This window comes from Pseudomonas quasicaspiana, from assembly GCF_021147825.1.
Lineage (GTDB): Bacteria > Pseudomonadota > Gammaproteobacteria > Pseudomonadales > Pseudomonadaceae > Aquipseudomonas > Aquipseudomonas quasicaspiana.
Window position 1 is genome coordinate 1 of the sequence record NZ_JAGTPI010000064.1, and the last position, 17,457, is coordinate 17,457.

The following is a 17,457-nucleotide window of genomic DNA, read 5'->3' on the forward strand; positions in this document are numbered from 1 at the left end:
ACGCCGCCTTCCCGAATGAATTCGGTCCCACAGGATTAGCGTCAACCTGAGGCGTGCGCAACCCAGTGGGAGCGAATTCATTCGCGAAGGGGCCAGTACATTCACAGCATATGGCTCGTTAGGAACGCCGCCTTCGCGAATGCAGTGAAACGCCATCGCGGGATTTTCCCGCGATGGCGTTTCTGTCAAGACAGCGCTTTGGACGCCAACCAGAACAGACCGGCCGACAGGGCCACCGTCGCTGGCAGGGTCAGCACCCAGGCCAGGAGGATGGTGCGCACAGTGCCGCCTTGCAGGCCGCTTTTGTTGGCGACCATGGTGCCTGCGACGCCAGAGGACAGAATGTGCGTCGTGGAAACCGGCAGGCTGAAAATGTTGGCCGCCGCAATGGCGCACGCTGTGGTGATCTGCGCCGACATGCCTTGTGCGTAAGTCATGCCTTGTTTGCCGATCTTCTCGCCAATGGTCAGCACGACGCGTTTCCAGCCGACCATGGTGCCTATACCCAACGCCAGCGCCACGGCCAGAATCACCCAGAATGGGGCGTATTCAGTGGTCGCGGTCAGGTCTTTGCGCAGTTTATCCAGATCCGATTTTTCACGTGCGCCGAGGTTTGGCAGCTTGGCGACCTTGCGTGCGGTGTCGTCCAGGCACAGCAGGTAGCGACGTACTTCGATGCGCCGCTCGGGAGTCAGAGAGTGGTAATCGGCCACGCCGGTGAGGTTGTCGAGCAGGGCAGCAATCGTCGGTTCGGTTTGCTCCGGGTTGCAGCTGGAGCTTTCCGGCAGATCACCTTTTTCCGCTTTACCCAGCGCCAGGTACTCGCCCAGGGTGCTGTTGTTGCGCTGATAGAACTGACTGAGGTGCAAGGTTGCATCACGGGTACGTTCGATCTGGTAAGTGGTGCTGTTCAAGTCCAGTACGAACTGGCTTGGCACGATACCGATCAGGACCAGCATGATCAGGCCGATACCTTTCTGACCATCGTTGGAGCCGTGCACAAAGCTTACCGCCATGGCGGAAATCACCAGCACCAGACGGTTCCAGAATGGCGGATGCTTCTTGTCGTCGAGCTTGCGACGCTGTTCAGGCGTCTTGTGCATTTTCGACAGTGGTCGCCACCATTTAAGTCCTATCAGGACCAGCGCAGCAACGAGGAAGCCCGCCAGTGGTGAGAAAACCAGCGAGGCGCCGATATCGATCGCTTTTTGCCAGTTAACCCCGTCTGCCAGCGGAATGTCGTTGATCAGCGCGTTCGCCAGACCCACGCCGAGGATCGAGCCGATCAGCGTGTGAGAACTCGATGCCGGAATACCGAAATACCAGGTGCCCAGGTTCCAGGTAATCGCCGCTGCGAGCAGCGAGAAAACCATGGCCAGGCCGTGGCCGGTGTTGACGTTGATCAGCAGTTCAACCGGGAGGAGGTGAACGATGGCATAGGCAACGCCGACCCCGCCCAGCAGCACCCCCAGGAAATTGAAGATCCCGGAGAAGAATACGGCCAGATGCGGCGGCATCGCTTTGGTGTAAATGACTGTCGCCACCGCGTTTGCGGTGTCATGAAAGCCGTTGATGAACTCGAAGGTGAGGACGAAAGCCAGGGCGAGCAGCAGGCTCACAAGTACCCAGGCATCTAGTCCGCTGAATAAATCGATCATGAAGGTTTTCTGACCCGGTCTGAAGGGGGCGGGATTATGACAGAAAAAATACAGATCGATGTGTCGACTGCCGATTGGTATCGCCGATTATCTAAATTTTATCCTCGGCGAAGCATCCCCATTGATAAGTCAAGAGGACATTGGAGCCTTTTAGCAGTCATGCAAAACAGTTGGCCGCTCTGAAAAATCTGCCCGGGCCATCAGAGGTAGCCCGGTTCGCAGAGCTGAAGGGTTATCCCTCTTCGCTCAGGTCTTTTTCCATTTTTTGCAGTTCTTGCTTGAAGGCCTGATCGAGAATGCTGGCCTTCTTGCGCCAAGGTTTGCGTTCCGGCTCTGGTTGAGCGGCGTAGGTGGTGATTTCGCCACCATAAACTTCCTTGTAGCGTTGTTCCTGGCGCTCAAGTTCCGCGCGCAGTTCATCTTTGGTCACTTTGTTACCTGATCAAGTCAAAATTAATCTGGCGTTATCGCTGAGCGGCTTGATAGTCCACACAGGGTCTTGTTCAGAGATTGCTGAAAGGCTTCCGCCAATCAAATTCTGAACCAGGCCATGATCTGAACATCCAGCGGCTCGCGGCTACGGACACCAGAAAACATAATTGTCGTAGCGACAGTCGTTTGAGTTGCGAGTGCGATGGCTACTTTGGCTGGAAATTCCTTCGCGAGCATAATGCTTTGGCAGCATTGCTGCGGTGCCTCGATCCTGTGGTATGCCTGGGCATGGCGCCCGGTACTGCAACCACTGCGAATCGTTATTACGAGCCAAGTGGCAGGTACTATCTCCAAGAACTTCCAATCAGTCAACTATATGTGCAGTTGATTATGAAAAGACTTCGGTAAAACACTTTTCTTGTACGACAGTTCCGAAGTTTCAGTGAGTGACATACGACGTAACTTTGATGTCCTCAATATTGACGGTAACAGACAGAATTCTGACGGCATAGTTCGTTGCGACATGGGGCGTATGTGCAGAACAAGCGATATTTGTGACAGAAGCACGCATGAGGAGAACACAAACCGTCGATTTGTGGCTTTTCGATATCATGCGTAGGGGGTAAGCATGCGGGAATAAAAACGGCCTCGCTTCATGGGCAAGGCCGTACCTTGGACTTCTCGTGGGTACCTGACCAGTATTTCCAAGAAGCCACTTAAGGCTATGCAAAGGTATAAGTATCTTTGCGGTGGGTCAATTGCGATTATCGGCCACTTGTTCGATAATCGCCCAAAGTGGCTCGAATGCTTTCCGCTAAAAAGTCGCGGAAAAGCGTGGAGGCTATGATTTATAAGGCCTGACAGGGTTCACCGAGGTAGTGGCAATGAATGATGAACTGCGTAATTCTTTTGCTTCGTTGGCGCCACCAATCGTGGCATCGCCCGCCAAGCGGATTCAGGCACTGACCGGCGACCCGGATTTCATGACTTCGCTGGCCAGAGGGCTGGCGGTGATTCACGCTTTTCAGGAGCGCAAACGGCATCTGACCATTGCCCAGATCAGCCATCGCACGGAAATTCCGCGAGCGGCGGTAAGGCGTTGTCTGCTGACGTTGATCAAACTTGGCTATGCAACGACGGATGGTCGAACCTATTCGCTGCTGCCGAAGGTGCTGACGCTCGGCCACGCTTATCTTTCGTCGACGCCGCTGGCGGTATCGTCTCAGCCCTATCTGGACCGGATGAGCGATCAGCTCCATGAAGCCTGCAACATGGCGACCCTGGAGGGTGAAGACATTCTGTATATCGCTCGGTCCGCCACTACGCAGCGTCTTATTTCAGTGGACCTTTCGGTCGGCGGCCGACTGCCTGCCTATTGCACGTCCATGGGCCGCATCCTGCTCTCGGCGCTGGACGATGTGACATTGCGCGAATACCTTGATCATGTGGACCTGCAGCCCAAGACCAGCCGGACGATTCGCTCGACAGAAGCGCTGTTTGAATGTCTTCAGCAAGTCCGTCAGCAGGGGTGGTGTATCGTCGATCAGGAATTGGAGCAAGGGTTGCGCTCGATTGCGGTACCGGTCTATGACGCGTCCGGTCAGGTCCTCGCAGCACTGAACGTGAGTACCAGCGCAGGCCGTGTAGCCAGAAGCGAGCTGGAGCAGCGTTTCCTGCCTATCATGCTGGATGCGAGCAGGGATTTAAGTACGCAATTGTTCACCTGATAGCACACTGAATTTGTGCGATTAACGAACGAATAATCGATTATCGGATTGTTTGGCCTCAGGCCCCGGCATAACCTCAAGTCCATTCCAGCGTAGCCCATCTACGCTGTTCATTGGATGCAATTTGAGTTCGGGAGCACCTCATGGCTGAAATTCTTTCTCTACGCGACGCCGTGAAGCAATTGGTCAACGATGGCGACACCGTTGCGCTGGAAGGCTTCACCCATTTGATCCCCACGGCCGCAGGCCACGAAATCATTCGTCAGGGTAAAAAAGACCTGACGTTAGTGCGTATGACGCCGGACCTTATCTACGACCAGTTAATAGGCGCAGGGTGTGCGAAGCGTCTGATTTTCTCGTGGGGCGGTAATCCTGGAGTTGGCTCTCTGCATCGTCTGCGTGACGCCGTTGAAAAGCAGTGGCCACACTCGATGGAAATCGAAGAGCACAGCCATGCCGACCTGGCTAACGCCTATGTTGCGGGCGCATCCGGTCTGCCGTTCGCTGTTTTGCGCGCTTACGCCGGTTCCGATCTGCCCAAGGTCAATCCGCTGATCAAGACGGTAACTTGCCCATTCACCGGCGAGGTGCTCGCGGCAGTGCCCGCAGTGCGTCCTGATGTGACAGTGATTCACGCGCAGAAGGCCGATCGCAAAGGCAACGTGTTGCTATGGGGCATCCTCGGTGTGCAGAAGGAAGCTGCGCTGGCTGCCAAACGCTGCATCGTTACTGTGGAAGAAATCGTCGACGACCTGAATGCGCCGATGAATGCCTGCGTGCTTCCGACCTGGGCACTGAGTGCGGTTTGCCATGTGCCCGGTGGCGCGCATCCGTCCTACGCCCACGGTTACTACGAGCGCGACAACCGGTTCTATCAGGCCTGGGACCCGATTGCCCGTGACCGCGAAAGTTTTAGCGCATGGATCAATGAATACATTCAAGGCACCGCGGACTTCAGCGAATTCCAGAGCAAGTTGGCCAGCGCTTCGGAGGCAAAGTAATGACTTACACCACCAGTGAAATGATGACAGTGGCAGCGGCTCGTCGTCTGCGTAACGGAGCGGTCTGCTTTGTCGGTATCGGTCTGCCTTCCAAGGCCGCGAATCTGGCGCGTCTTACGTCCTCACCGGACGTCGTGCTGATTTACGAGTCAGGTCCGATTGGTGCCAAGCCTAGTGTGTTACCGCTGTCCATCGGCGATGGCGAACTTGCAGAAACGGCTGACACGGTTGTGTCCACCAGTGAGATATTCCGCTACTGGCTGCAAGGCGGTCGCGTTGATGTGGGGTTTCTTGGCGCTGCCCAGGTTGATCGTTTCGGCAACATCAACACCACGGTGGTCGGTGATTACAACAACCCGAAGGTACGTCTGCCAGGCGCAGGCGGCGCGCCGGAAATTGCCGGGTCCGCCAAGCAGGTCTTGATCATCCTCAAGCAATCCGCGCGTGCTTTCGTCGACAAGCTGGATTTCATCACATCGGTTGGCCATGGCGAGGGTGGTGATTCTCGCAAGCGTCTTGGATTGCCTGGCGCAGGGCCGGTCGGGATTATTACTGACCTGTGCATCATGGAACCGGAAGAGGGCACTAACGAGTTTGTGGTGACTACCTTGCACCCCGGCGTAACCCGCGAGCAGGTTATTGCGGCCACCGGTTGGGAACTGCGTTTCGCCGAAAACGTCGAGTACTCCGCCGAGCCAAGCGAAACAGAGCTTGCCGCTCTACGTGATCTGGAAGCCCGGACCGCTAAAGCGCACGGCCAAGCACCGGGAGAAGCATGATGCGCGAAGTATTTATCTGCGATGCGATTCGTACCCCCATTGGCCGCTTTGGCGGTGGGTTGGCCAGCGTTCGCGCGGATGATCTGGCCGCAGTGCCGATCAAGGCGCTGATGGAGCGAAACCCTTCGGTCAACTGGAACGAAGTGGACGAAGTGTTTTTCGGCTGCGCTAACCAGGCCGGTGAAGACAACCGCAACGTAGCGCGCATGGCTGCGTTGCTGGCTGGCCTGCCGGAGACGATTCCCGGCGTCACCCTTAACCGTCTGTGCGCCTCGGGCATGGACGCCATCGGTACGGCATTTCGGGCGATTGCTGCTGGCGAGATGGAATTGGCGATTGCCGGTGGCGTTGAGTCGATGTCACGCGCGCCCTTCGTTATGGGTAAAGCCGATGCTGCGTATTCCCGCAACATGAAGCTGGAAGACACCACCATTGGCTGGCGTTTCATCAACCCTTTGATGAAAGAGCAATACGGCGTCGATTCCATGCCACAAACCGGTGACAACGTCGCCGATGATTTCAAGATTTCTCGAGCCGATCAGGACGCTTTCGCCCTGCGCAGCCAACAGCGCACTGCCGCTGCTCAGGCTGCGGGCTTTTTTAAAGAAGAAATCACTCCAGTGCGCGTTGCCCATAAAAAGGGTGAAACGTTGGTGGAGCAAGACGAACATCCCCGCGCTGACACCAGCCTGGAAACCCTGGCCAAACTGAAGCCGGTCAATGGTGCGGACAAGACCGTCACCGCCGGTAATGCGTCTGGGGTCAACGACGGTGCCGCCGCGCTGATTCTGGCGTCTGCCGAAGCGGTCAAAAAACATGGCCTGACGCCCCGGGCACGCATTCTCGGCATGGCCAGTGCCGGTGTCGCGCCGCGCGTCATGGGCATCGGCCCGGTGCCTGCGGTGCGTAAGCTGGTGGAGCGCCTTGGCCTGGCAGTAAGCGATTTTGATGTGATCGAGCTCAATGAAGCCTTTGCCAGTCAGGGCCTGGCGGTTCTCCGTGAGCTAGGGCTGGCCGATGATGCACCGCAAGTGAACCCCAACGGGGGCGCCATCGCCTTGGGTCATCCCTTGGGCATGAGCGGCGCACGGTTAGTGTTGACCGCGCTGCATCAACTGGAAAAAAGCGGTGGTCGTCGAGGTCTGGCGACCATGTGCGTCGGCGTAGGGCAGGGGCTGGCGTTGGCGATTGAGCGCTGAGACCGAACATCACTGAATACAGTCACCCAGCTTTTTGATGGCCTCCACGAAAAGGTCATTCGAGGGCTGGGTGATTGTTTTTCAGGAGCGCACTCGAGTTTTTTTTGTAGGAGCTGCCGAAGGCTGCGAAGTCGATTTGCCTGACACACCGCGATCGCAGCCTTCGGCAGCTCCTACAGGAGGATGGGAATTCAAGAGACTTATGTGCTGTCACATGTTACAGCTTATGTCCTGGATGACTGTTCAGCTTTAATGGGGAAAAATAATGACAACCACGCATTACACGGGTGAAGAACGCAGCAAAAGGATCTTTGCGATTGTGGGCGCCTCCTCAGGCAATCTGGTCGAGTGGTTCGATTTCTACGTCTACGCTTTCTGCGCCATCTACTTCGCTCCGGCGTTCTTCCCGTCCGATGATCCTACCGTTCAGTTGCTCAATACCGCAGGCGTGTTCGCTGCCGGGTTCTTGATGCGGCCTATCGGTGGCTGGTTGTTTGGGCGGGTGGCTGACAAGCACGGCCGCAAGAACTCAATGATGATTGCCGTACTGATGATGTGCGGTGGCTCGTTGATGATTGCCTGTTTGCCGACCTACGCAACGATTGGCGTGTGGGCACCGGCTTTGCTGTTGCTGGCGCGACTGATTCAAGGCTTGTCGGTAGGGGGCGAGTACGGCACCACGGCGACGTACATGAGTGAAGTGGCGTTGCGCGGCCAGCGAGGCTTTTTCGCCTCGTTCCAGTACGTGACGTTGATCGGCGGGCAACTGCTGGCGGTGCTTACCGTCGTAATCATGCAACAGTTTCTCAGCACTGAAGAGCTGCGAGCCTACGGCTGGCGCATTCCGTTCGTGATCGGTGCGGTTGCAGCGGTGATCTCGCTGCTGTTGCGTCGCTCGCTTGAGGAAACCACCACTGCTGAAATGCGTCAGGACAAGGACGCCGGGAGCATCAGCGCACTGTTTCGCGATCATAAGGCTGCGTTCATCACAGTATTGGGCTACACCGCAGGCGGCTCGCTGATTTTCTACACCTTCACCACGTACATGCAGAAGTACCTGGTGAACACGGGTGGCATGGATCCCAAGACCGCCAGTTACATCATGACCGGCGCTCTGTTCCTGTACATGTGCATGCAGCCGCTGTTCGGCATGCTGGCCGACAAGATCGGTCGCCGTAACTCGATGCTGTGGTTCGGCGCTCTGGGTACGCTTTGTACGGTGCCGATCCTGATGACATTGAAAACCACGACCAGTCCTTTCCTGGCTTTTCTGCTCATCACCTGTGCGCTGGCAATCGTGAGCTTTTACACCTCCATCAGCGGTCTGGTGAAAGCCGAAATGTTCCCTCCGCAAGTTCGTGCGCTGGGAGTCGGTCTGGCGTACGCAGTGGCTAACGCGGTATTTGGTGGCTCCGCAGAATTTGTTGCACTGAGCCTGAAAAATCAGGGCATGGAGAACAATTTCTATTGGTACGTGACGATCATGATGGCCGTCGCGTTTCTGTTCAGCCTGCGCCTGCCCAAGCAACCGGCGTATCTGCATCACGATCACTGATAAATCACTTTCTCTGACTCAATAAAAAACCCACCGATGAGGTGGGTTTTTTATTGAGTCGCTTATCAGAACAGGGGTCAGAACAACTGAACTGTTGGCTTCTCTTTGTCGATCGGTTTGGCCTGTCCGGTTTGCTCATACCAACCACCGCCGAGGGCCTTGTACAGGTTGACCTCGCTGGTGAGTTGGGAGAGACGGTCGGTGATCAGCGATTGTTGTGCGCTGAACAGCGAGCGTTGAGCATCAAGGAACGTCAGGTTGCTGTCGATCCCGATCCGGTAGCGACGCTCGGCCAGACGATAGTAGTCCTGGTTGGCGTTGACGAAATCACGCTGAGCTTGCAACTGCTCGTTGTAAGTTTTGCGCGAGGCCAGGCCGTCAGAGACTTCCTGGAAGGCGGTCTGAATCGCCTTCTCGTAGTTGGCGACGCTGATCTCTTTCTGGATTTTTGAATAATCCAGGCTGGCGCGCAGGCTACCGGCGTTGAAGATCGGAATGTTGATGCTTGGCTGGAACAACCAGGTACCCGAACCGCCGTTGAACAGACCGGAAAGATCCGGGCTGATCGTACCGGCATTGGCTGTCAGGCTGATGCTGGGGAAGAACGCAGCACGGGCCGCGCCGATATTGGCATTGGCAGCCTGCAAGGTGTGCTCGGCTTGCAGAATATCCGGACGACGCTGCAGCAGGTCAGAAGGCAGGCCCGCCGGCAAAGCGCTCAACAGGTCGGCACTCAAAGGCTGAGCGGGCGGCAGATTGTCTGGCAGGTTAGTACCCAGCAACAGGGTCAGGTTGTTCTGATCCTGAGCGACCTGACGCTGGTAGCGCGCCAGAGCCACTTTGGCGCTCTCCACCGAGGTGCGTGCCTGGCTCAGATCCAGCGCCGACGAGACGCCCACTTCGTTGCTACGGGAAGTCAGACGCAGACTTTCTTCGTAGGTCTTGAGTGTTTCTTCGGTCAGCTTGAGCAGTTCTTTATCGGCCTGCCAGGTCATATAGGCATTGGCGACGTTGGCCACCAGGCTGATCTGCGTGCTGCGACGTGCTTCTTCGCTGGAGAAGTAAGTCTGCAAGGCTTGCTCGCTCAGGCTGCGAACCCTGCCGAACAAATCCAGCTCATAGGCGCTGACGCCTAGCGTTGCCGAATACTGGCTGCTGATACGCGACTCACCGGTAGTCGACAGGTCAGCGGGCAAGCGCTGGCGGCTGCCACTGCCATCGGCAGAAACAGCCGGGAACAGATCAGCACGCTGAATGCGGTACTGGGCGCGGTAGGCGTCGATGTTCAGCGCCGCGACACGCAGGTCGCGGTTGTTGACCAGCGCCGTCTGGATCAGCTGTTGCAAGGCCGGGTCATGGAAAAACTGACGCCAGCCCTGTTCGGCTGCCGCGACGTTCGCCGCTTCAGTCGGCGAGTAAGCCGGACCTTGCGGGTACTGCGCCGCGACCGGAGCCGCAGGTTGCTTGTATTCAGGGATCAGCGAGCAACCACTGAGGATGACCGCAGTGACTGCCAGGGAGATCAGGGACTTGCTCATTGGCCAGCCTCATCATGTGAGATTTGTTTCTCGTGTTCCTTGTCGTACTTGCTCTTGAACATCGACGACACGGCAACGTAGAACATTGGGACCCAGAAAATTGCCAGGACGGTGGCGGTGATCATACCGCCGATTACGCCTGTACCGATTGCGTGCTGGCTACCCGAACCGGCACCGCTGGAGATCGCCAGCGGTACTACGCCGAGGATGAACGCCATGGAGGTCATGATGATCGGGCGCAGACGCATGCGGCAGGCTTCCATCGCCGCATCCACCAGACTCTTGCCCTGTTCATGCAACTCTTTGGCAAACTCGACAATCAGGATCGCATTCTTCGCCGCCAGACCGATGGTCGTCAACAAGCCAACCTGGAAGAACACGTCGTTGGACAGGCCTCTCAGACTGGTTGCCATAAGGGCACCGATGATACCCAGCGGTACAACGAGCATGACCGCAATCGGAATCGACCAGCTTTCATACAGTGCTGCCAGACAGAGGAACACGACCAGCATCGACAGGGCATACAGCGCAGGTGCCTGAGAGCCGGACAAACGTTCTTCGAAGGACAGACCGGTGAAGGCGTAACCGATACCTGCTGGCAGTTTCTTGGCAATGGCTTCGACTTCCGCCATGGCTTGACCCGAGCTGTAACCCGGAGCCGGTGTACCGAGAACTTCCATTGCTGCTACGCCGTTATAACGCGACAGCTTCGGCGAACCGTAAATCCACTCGCCTTTGGCAATGGCAGACAGCGGCACCATGGTTCCGGCGTCATTACGCACGTACCACTTGCCCAGATCTTCAGGCGTCATGCGGCTGGCCGCTTCACCCTGCACGTACACTTTCTTCACCCGACCACGGTCGATGAAGTCGTTGACGTAGCTGCCACCCAGTGCGATGGACAAGGTCTGGTTGATGTTCGACAAAGTAATGCCCAGAGCACTGGCTTTTTCGTCATCGACGGTGAGCTGATACTGCGGCTCATCGCCCAGGCCGTTAGGGCGTACGCCTGCAAGAATCTTGCTTTGCGCCGCCATGCCGAGGAACTGGTTGCGTGCCTCAAGCAGCTTGTCGTGGCCTACACCGCCCTGGTCCTGCAGGTAAACGTCGAAACCGGTTGCGTTACCCAGTTCGAGTACCGAAGGTGGAACTACGGCGTACACCATCGCATCCCGGAAAGAGAAGAAGTGTGCCTGAGCACGCTCGGCGATCTTGAACACGGTGTTTTCCGAGTCACGCTCGCCCCACGGCTTGAGCATGACGAACGCAAGGCCCGAGCTCTGACCACGACCGGCGAAGTTGAAGCCGTTGACGCTGAACACCGAGTTCACGCCTTTGCCTTCACCGTTCTCTTTGTCGAGCAGGAAGGTACGCATATCGTCGATGACTTTCTGCGTACGCTCTGCGGACGAGCCTGCCGGGGTCTGAACCTGAGCGAAAATCACGCCCTGGTCTTCTTCCGGCAGGAACGCGCTCGGGATGCGAGTGAACAGGAAGATCATGCCCGCAACGATAAGCAGATAGACGCCGAACGCTGGCAGCTTGTGAGTCACCATACGCTTCACGCCGCGCTCATAGCTGTTTACGCCACGATCAAACGTGCGGTTGAACCAGCCGAAGAAGCCTTTTTTCGGTTGGCCGTGCTTTTCCGGATCGATCGGCTTGAGCATGGTGGCGCACAGCGCCGGGGTGAAGATCAATGCAACCAGAACCGACAGGGCCATCGCCGAAACAATGGTGATCGAGAACTGTTTATAAATAACCCCTGTAGACCCCCCGAAGAACGCCATTGGCAGCAGTACCGCCGAGAGCACCATGGCGATACCCACCAGTGCGCCCTGGATCTGCCCCATGGATTTCTTGGTCGCCTCTTTGGGCGACAAGTGCTCTTCGGCCATGACCCTCTCGACGTTTTCCACCACCACGATGGCGTCGTCCACCAGAAGTCCGATGGCCAGAATCATCCCGAACATGGTCAGGGTGTTAATCGTGAATCCGAACGCCGCAAGGATGCCGAACGTACCCAGCAGTACCACCGGAACCGTCATCGTCGTAATGACGGTGGCGCGGAAGTTTTGCAGGAACAGGTACATCACCAGGAACACCAGCACGATCGCTTCGATCAGGGTGTCAACTACGCCCGAAATCGATTCGGTCACGGTTGGGGTGGTGTCGTACGGGTAAACCACTTTCATGCCAGGCGGAAAGAAAGGTTCCAGGTTTGCGACGGTGGCGCGAATTGCCTTGGCGGTGTCCAGAGCGTTGGCGCCGGAGGCCAGTTTGATCGCCATACCGGAAGCAGGGTTGCCGTTGAACTGGGCATCAATGCTGTAGTTCTGGCCACCCAGCTCAATACGAGCCACGTCACGCAGACGTACTTGCGAACCGTCGGTGTTGACCTTGAGCAGAATGTTGCCGAATTGCTCAGGAGTTTGCAGACGCGTCTTGCCAATAATCGTAGCGTTCAGCTGAGTGCCGGGCAGGGCAGGCAGACCGCCCAGTTGGCCGGTGGCGATCTGTACGTTCTGTGCAGAAATCGCCGTGCTCACATCAACCGGTGTCATCTGGAAGTTGTTGAGCTTGGCGGGGTCCAGCCAGATACGCATGGCGTACTGTGAACCGAACACCTGGAAGTCGCCCACACCGGAGGTCCGGGAAATCGGGTCCTGGATGTTGGAAACGATGTAGTTGGACAAGTCTTCCCGGGTCAGACCGCTGCCATCTTCGGCGACCAGGCCGATAACCAGCAGGAAGTTTTTAACCGACTTGGTAACGCGCAGGCCCTGTTGCTGTACTTCTTGCGGCAGCAGCGGGGTGGCGAGGTTGAGCTTGTTCTGGACCTGAACCTGAGCGGTATCCGGGTTGGTACCCTGATTGAAGGTCACAGTGATGGTCATGCTGCCGTCGGAGTTACTGTCCGAGGAAACATAACGCAGGTTATCAATACCGTTGAGCTGTTGCTCAATGATCTGAACCACGGTGTCTTGCACAGTCTGCGCCGAAGCACCTGGGTAGGTAACCTGGATATCAATAGCTGTAGGGGCAATGGCCGGGTACTGGTTGATCGGTAGTTTCAGGATCGAAAGCGTACCCACCAACATGATCACCAGGGCTAATACCCAGGCGAAAATGGGGCGGTCGATAAAGAATTTAGACATCGGTTACTCACCTTTGCCAGTGGCGGCAGGGGCGGACTCAGCGGACTGGGCTGGCGTGAGGTTGGTCGCTTCCTTGACCGTCACTTGCGCGCCTGGCTTGACGAATTGCAGACCTTCAGTGATGACGCGATCACCCGGTTCCAGACCTTTTTCGATCAACCAGTAAGCGCCTGAAGTACGGTTGGCGATGAGTTCACGCTGCTCAACCTTGTTGTCTTTGTTGACCACCAGGGCAGATGGCTTGCCGCGCATGTCACGGGTCACGCCTTGCTGTGGAGCAAGGATGGCTTCGCTTTTCATGCCCGCCTGCAGCTGAGCGTGAACAAACATACCCGGCAACAGGGTGTGATCAGGGTTAGGGAACACCGCACGCAGGGTCACGGAGCCAGTCGCCTGGTCTACCGACACTTCGGAGAACTCCAGTTTGCCCGGCTTGCTGTATTCGCTTCCGTCTTCAAGGGTCAGCTTGACCGTTGCAGCGTTGTCACCGGCCTTCTGCAGCTTGCCGGACTCCAGGTCGCGACGCAGCTTGAGCATCTCAGTGGAAGACTGGGTCACGTCAACATAGATCGGGTCCAACTGCTGGATCGTCGCCATGGCATTGGTCTGACCGCTGGTAACCAGTGCGCCCTCAGTTACATCGGAACGCCCGATACGGCCGGAAATAGGGGCCATTACCTTGGTGTAACGCAGGTTGATCTGAGCGGTTTGCAACGTGGCCTGCGCTTCCTGGCTGGAGGACAGCGCAGTGTCGTATTCCTGACGGCTTACGGCTTGCTCGTTGACCAGTTGCTTGTAGCGATCAGCAAGAGACTTGGCCGATTGCAATGTCGCCTTGGCGCTGTTGGCCGTGGCTTCGTACAGCGCTGGATCAATCTGATACAGCTGCTGGCCGGCTTTCACGTCGGCGCCTTCTGTAAACAGGCGCTTGAGAATGATGCCGTTGACCTGTGGCCGTACTTCGGCGATGCGATAGGCCGTGGTGCGACCCGGCAGTTCCGATGTCAGGGTGTAGGGTTGAGCTTTGATGGTAACGACGCCGACCTGAGGAGGTGCAGCTGCAGGAGCTGCGGCTTCTTCCTTTTTACTGCATCCACTGAGCAGTGTTGCCAGGGCGACGGCAGTGACCAGTACGGTAACAGCTGGCTTGAATTGCATGAAGATCCTCGGGTCAGGAGCCTGGGTGCTCAAGAAAAGTGAAAGGGTGTGAAAAATTCTGGCTGGATAAGTAGTAGGCTAATGAATATACTTACATTCACGGTTGTTTGTAAATACCCAGTTCTGCGTCTGTAAGCCGCGCCTGCTGGGGATTGCAGGTTCGGGACAAGGCAATACAAATGCCGCCCGGTTTTGCTTCAGAGCCACATGATTCGTGGCGTGCGGCATTTTCAATGAGGTTTTACTGCCATGGTCCGTCGTACCAAAGAGGAAGCTCAGGTTACTCGTAGTCAGATTCTCGAGGCCGCTGAGAAAGCGTTCTATGAGAGAGGCGTTGCGCGTACGACTCTGGCGGATATCGCATCCTTGGCGGGCGTGACCCGCGGCGCAATTTACTGGCACTTCAGTAACAAGGCTGATCTGGTGCAGGCGATGCTCGACAGCATCCAGGAACCACTGGAAGAGATGGCCCTTGCAAGCGAAAGCGAGGACGAGGCCGATCCGTTGGGTTGCATGAAAAAACTGCTGATTCATTTGTTTCATGAAATTACACAGGACCCGAAAACGCGGCGCATTAATGAGATTCTGTTTCATAAATGCGAATTCACCGATGAAATGTGCGACTTTCGCCAGCAGCGTCAGGTCAACGCACTGGAGTGCAATGACCGGATCGGCCTGGCGTTGAGCAACGCCGTCCGTAAAGGGCAACTGCCTGCAGATCTGGACACCGTCCGTGCGTCCATCGCCCTTCATGCCTATATCGACGGCATGCTCGGCCAGTGGCTGCTGGTCCCTGACAGCTATTCCCTCAGCGACAGGGCCGAGAAATGGGTAGATGCCGGTCTGGACATGCTGCGCCTTAGCCCTGCACTACGCACCTGAAACTTCTGTCAGATTCCCACCCAGCGGCTGTATCTTCAGTGAAGCAGGCCGTGACTGCCCAGTCATTTTACCCAATGCTTACAAATTGGCGTAATGCCACTATCGCTTTTGGGCATTAAAAGCGTGCGGCAGAGGCTAAATTTGTAGGATTTGAGTAGGACGCTTCTTGAAGTGTGTAGCTGATTTCCCAAATTGATTTCCCCGTATTGTTCCTCCTTGAAACTCCCTTCACTCTTGCGTCGCATTCTTGTTTATGGAAGACCGGGAGAATAAAAACGTGTTGCAAACCGTATCTGAAGCACAAGGGATTCTCGGAAGGCTCAAGTACCAGGCGGACCAGTTTCTGAGCGACGCTGCACAATGCAGACCAGCCGCCCGACTCGGGCTCATGACCACGTTGTATTTCAAGCAAGGCCACACGCCGAAGACCCGGCAACGGGTCGAAGAATGTTTCACGCATTTTTACGATACGTTTCGGTCCGTACTTGATTGGCAGTCCTACCAGCGGCTTCGAAAACTGTCGCCCAGCAGTTTCTCCATTTGTAGAAGGCAGGTGCTTGATAGCTCGCCGGACGAGCCGCTGCTGTGGTCGATTTCCAGCGCCCGACCCGTGGAGGCTGCTACTCACTGCATGTCGGTGATGGCGCCGCCCGAGAGTCAGGCGGCGACCGATCATTCTTGCCTGAAAATGCTGCTGCCGTGGTCCTTATTGATGGACCGGGACGGTGCCAGGGTTTATGAGGGCTGGGTCAAATACCTGTGCAATCAGATCGAGGCCGAGCATGGTTACGGCGGGCTGGTGTGTGTTCTGCCCGGTGATGGTCTCAGGTACCTGCCATTGGAATACCGGTTGGCGCAGGACTACATCGGCCTGATGGTCGACGCCGGGCCGCACATGGAAAGCCTGCGCTTGCTGGATCGTATCAAGGGAGTCAGTTGGTACAGCATTCTGGGAAACCGTTTTGTTAGTCAGTTGGGAGGTAGCGACCGGTTGCGCAGGGTACTCAGTGCTCACAGTGATGTCGTTTTTCAAACCTATGAAAGCGGCCTGATGATTCGCGCCGGTGTTCTACCGGCGTTGGGTGGCAAGGGCGAGGGCCCTTCGAATGCCTACATGGCGGTCAATAAAGTGCTCAAGCCAATCCGGGTGCAGGACACAGGTTGCCTTCATCCATGCCCGGGTCGCGGCATCGGTTTTACCGAGCAATCTACCGCGCAGTGGTATGCACGCTTCGACGAAAAACCCATGGCCTCGGTGCGCGCAGGTCAGCCTTGCCCGCAGACCGGGCACTGGTTCAGCAGCGCCATGGCACGCTCCCGGCGTTTTTTCAACAAAGGTGACGTCATGCCTGCTTTCGAGCACCTTAAAGCCGAACGGACGCAGTGGTTCTGGACTGATGTCAGCGGCTAGCGAGATGGCGCTGACGACCCCTTTCTCATGAATGATTCTGCATTAGCAGGCGCTTGACTAAGCTTTGCGCAGACCTATAAAAAGAAGGGGCCAGTCATGCAGTTTTCGCCACGCGGTATCGGTGTTGTCCTGGGGTTTCTATGTTCTGCCTGGCTTGGTCAGGCAGGGGCTGGCGTCGAAAGCCCTGAGCAGGGGCCAGCTGCCAGAGCGCTGCTGGAGAAGGCTGTGACCCGCTATCAGGAGGCCGGTGACAAGGCATTTGCCGAGTTCAGTCGGCAGGGCGAGTTTGTTGATGGCGAGCGCTATGTGTTCGTCGTCGACACCCACGGCGTCATGCTTGCCAGCGGTGGGCCTTCAGTGGTTTTGATTGGCCGCGATGTCTCCCAGGTGCTTGAGCCCGATCTGCAAAAAGCATTCAAGGATGTGTTGCACACCCCTGAGAGCAAAGGTATCCAGCAAGCCGAGTATCGTTGGCAAAACTGGGCTGACGGCAAGGTTGAGCGCAAGAGGGTTTACTTCCAGCGGATTGGCGAGCGCATCCTTGCGGTGGGTTATTACGTGCCTCGAGCATCGCCTGAACAAGCCAGAGCGTTGCTGGATAAGGCGGTGAGCGAACTCGGTCGTGACCAGAAGGGCACTCTGACCGCAATCAACAGCCTGCGAGGAGGATTTCTGCAGGATGACCTGTACGTGTTTGTCGTCGATCTGCACAGCAAGCGTTATGTGGCGCATGGCACCAATCTGCGGCTGATCAATACCGACTTTCGCAAGGTAAAAGACCCTGAGGGCAAACCCGTTGGCGAACCGATGCTCGCGCTGATTGAAAAGCAGGACGCCGCCGAATACGAATACCGCTGGCGAAACCCGGTAACCGGCAAGGTGGAAAACAAGCATGCGTATGCGCGCAGGGTTGGGGATTACCTGGTGGCGGTGGGGTATTACAGCCAATAAGCAGTAGC

Annotated in this window: 13 protein-coding genes; 8 read left to right on the top strand and 5 right to left on the bottom strand. The window is 56.6% G+C overall.

Translation table 11 applies throughout. The features are described 5' to 3' along the window. Nucleotides 1–185: 185 nt before the first annotated feature. Together KDX30_RS25070 and KDX30_RS25075 are read right to left on the bottom strand one after the other, a co-directional pair. The gene (locus KDX30_RS25070; protein ID WP_231677784.1) at nucleotides 186–1,658 is read right to left on the bottom strand and encodes an inorganic phosphate transporter; all 1,473 of its coding nucleotides are present in this window, start codon (nucleotides 1,656–1,658) and stop codon (nucleotides 186–188) included. Between the two features lie 232 nt (nucleotides 1,659–1,890). Continuing rightward, nucleotides 1,891–2,088, bottom strand: coding sequence for a hypothetical protein (locus tag KDX30_RS25075; RefSeq protein WP_099268604.1), 198 nt, complete (start codon nucleotides 2,086–2,088; stop codon nucleotides 1,891–1,893). An 886-nt stretch (nucleotides 2,089–2,974) separates the two neighbouring features. Between KDX30_RS25075 and pcaR the strand changes: the two genes are divergently transcribed. From pcaR to KDX30_RS25100, 5 genes are all read left to right on the top strand, one after another. Further along, nucleotides 2,975–3,817, top strand: a complete 843-nt coding sequence (gene pcaR / locus KDX30_RS25080; protein WP_027900611.1) for a pca regulon transcriptional regulator PcaR — start codon at nucleotides 2,975–2,977, stop codon at nucleotides 3,815–3,817. A gap of 143 nt (nucleotides 3,818–3,960) precedes the next feature. Continuing rightward, entirely contained in the window at nucleotides 3,961–4,818 is an 858-nt protein-coding gene (locus KDX30_RS25085) for a CoA transferase subunit A (RefSeq protein ID WP_231677785.1), read from the top strand. Further along, nucleotides 4,818–5,597, top strand: a complete 780-nt coding sequence (locus KDX30_RS25090; protein ID WP_027900613.1) for a CoA-transferase subunit beta — start codon at nucleotides 4,818–4,820, stop codon at nucleotides 5,595–5,597. The genes KDX30_RS25085 and KDX30_RS25090 overlap by 1 nt, the downstream gene beginning before the upstream one ends. Then, nucleotides 5,594–6,796, top strand: coding sequence for a 3-oxoadipyl-CoA thiolase (gene pcaF, locus KDX30_RS25095; protein ID WP_231677786.1), 1,203 nt, complete (start codon nucleotides 5,594–5,596; stop codon nucleotides 6,794–6,796). The genes KDX30_RS25090 and pcaF overlap by 4 nt, the downstream gene beginning before the upstream one ends. A gap of 265 nt (nucleotides 6,797–7,061) precedes the next feature. Continuing rightward, entirely contained in the window at nucleotides 7,062–8,351 is a 1,290-nt protein-coding gene (locus KDX30_RS25100) for an MFS family transporter (protein ID WP_027900615.1), read from the top strand. A gap of 77 nt (nucleotides 8,352–8,428) precedes the next feature. Here KDX30_RS25100 and adeC read toward each other — a convergent pair whose 3' ends face one another. From adeC to KDX30_RS25115, 3 genes are read right to left on the bottom strand one after another with little or no spacing between them, the layout of a single operon-like run. Continuing rightward, nucleotides 8,429–9,889, bottom strand: a complete 1,461-nt coding sequence (gene adeC, locus KDX30_RS25105) for an AdeC/AdeK/OprM family multidrug efflux complex outer membrane factor (RefSeq protein WP_231677787.1) — start codon at nucleotides 9,887–9,889, stop codon at nucleotides 8,429–8,431. Next, nucleotides 9,886–13,047 carry an efflux RND transporter permease subunit gene (locus tag KDX30_RS25110; protein WP_231666332.1) on the bottom strand — a complete coding sequence of 1,054 codons (3,162 nt, stop codon included), beginning with the start codon at nucleotides 13,045–13,047 and terminating at the stop codon, nucleotides 9,886–9,888. Before KDX30_RS25110 ends, adeC begins: the two co-directional genes overlap by 4 nt. A 3-nt stretch (nucleotides 13,048–13,050) precedes the next feature. Further along, nucleotides 13,051–14,205 carry an efflux RND transporter periplasmic adaptor subunit gene (locus KDX30_RS25115; protein ID WP_027900618.1) on the bottom strand — a complete coding sequence of 385 codons (1,155 nt, stop codon included), beginning with the start codon at nucleotides 14,203–14,205 and terminating at the stop codon, nucleotides 13,051–13,053. Nucleotides 14,206–14,454: 249 nt separating this feature from the next. Between KDX30_RS25115 and KDX30_RS25120 the strand changes: the two genes are divergently transcribed. The 3 genes from KDX30_RS25120 to KDX30_RS25130 all read left to right on the top strand — a co-directional run bounded on the left by KDX30_RS25120 (nucleotide 14,455) and on the right by KDX30_RS25130 (nucleotide 17,449). Next, a complete protein-coding gene (locus KDX30_RS25120) occupies nucleotides 14,455–15,087 on the top strand; it encodes a TetR family transcriptional regulator (RefSeq protein WP_099268598.1) in 633 nt (210 codons plus the stop codon). 253 nt (nucleotides 15,088–15,340) lie between these two features. Then, nucleotides 15,341–16,498, top strand: coding sequence for a type VI immunity family protein (locus tag KDX30_RS25125; protein WP_231677788.1), 1,158 nt, complete (start codon nucleotides 15,341–15,343; stop codon nucleotides 16,496–16,498). 96 nt (nucleotides 16,499–16,594) lie between these two features. Then, entirely contained in the window at nucleotides 16,595–17,449 is an 855-nt protein-coding gene (locus tag KDX30_RS25130) for a cache domain-containing protein (protein WP_099268596.1), read from the top strand. Nucleotides 17,450–17,457: the final 8 nt, after the last annotated feature.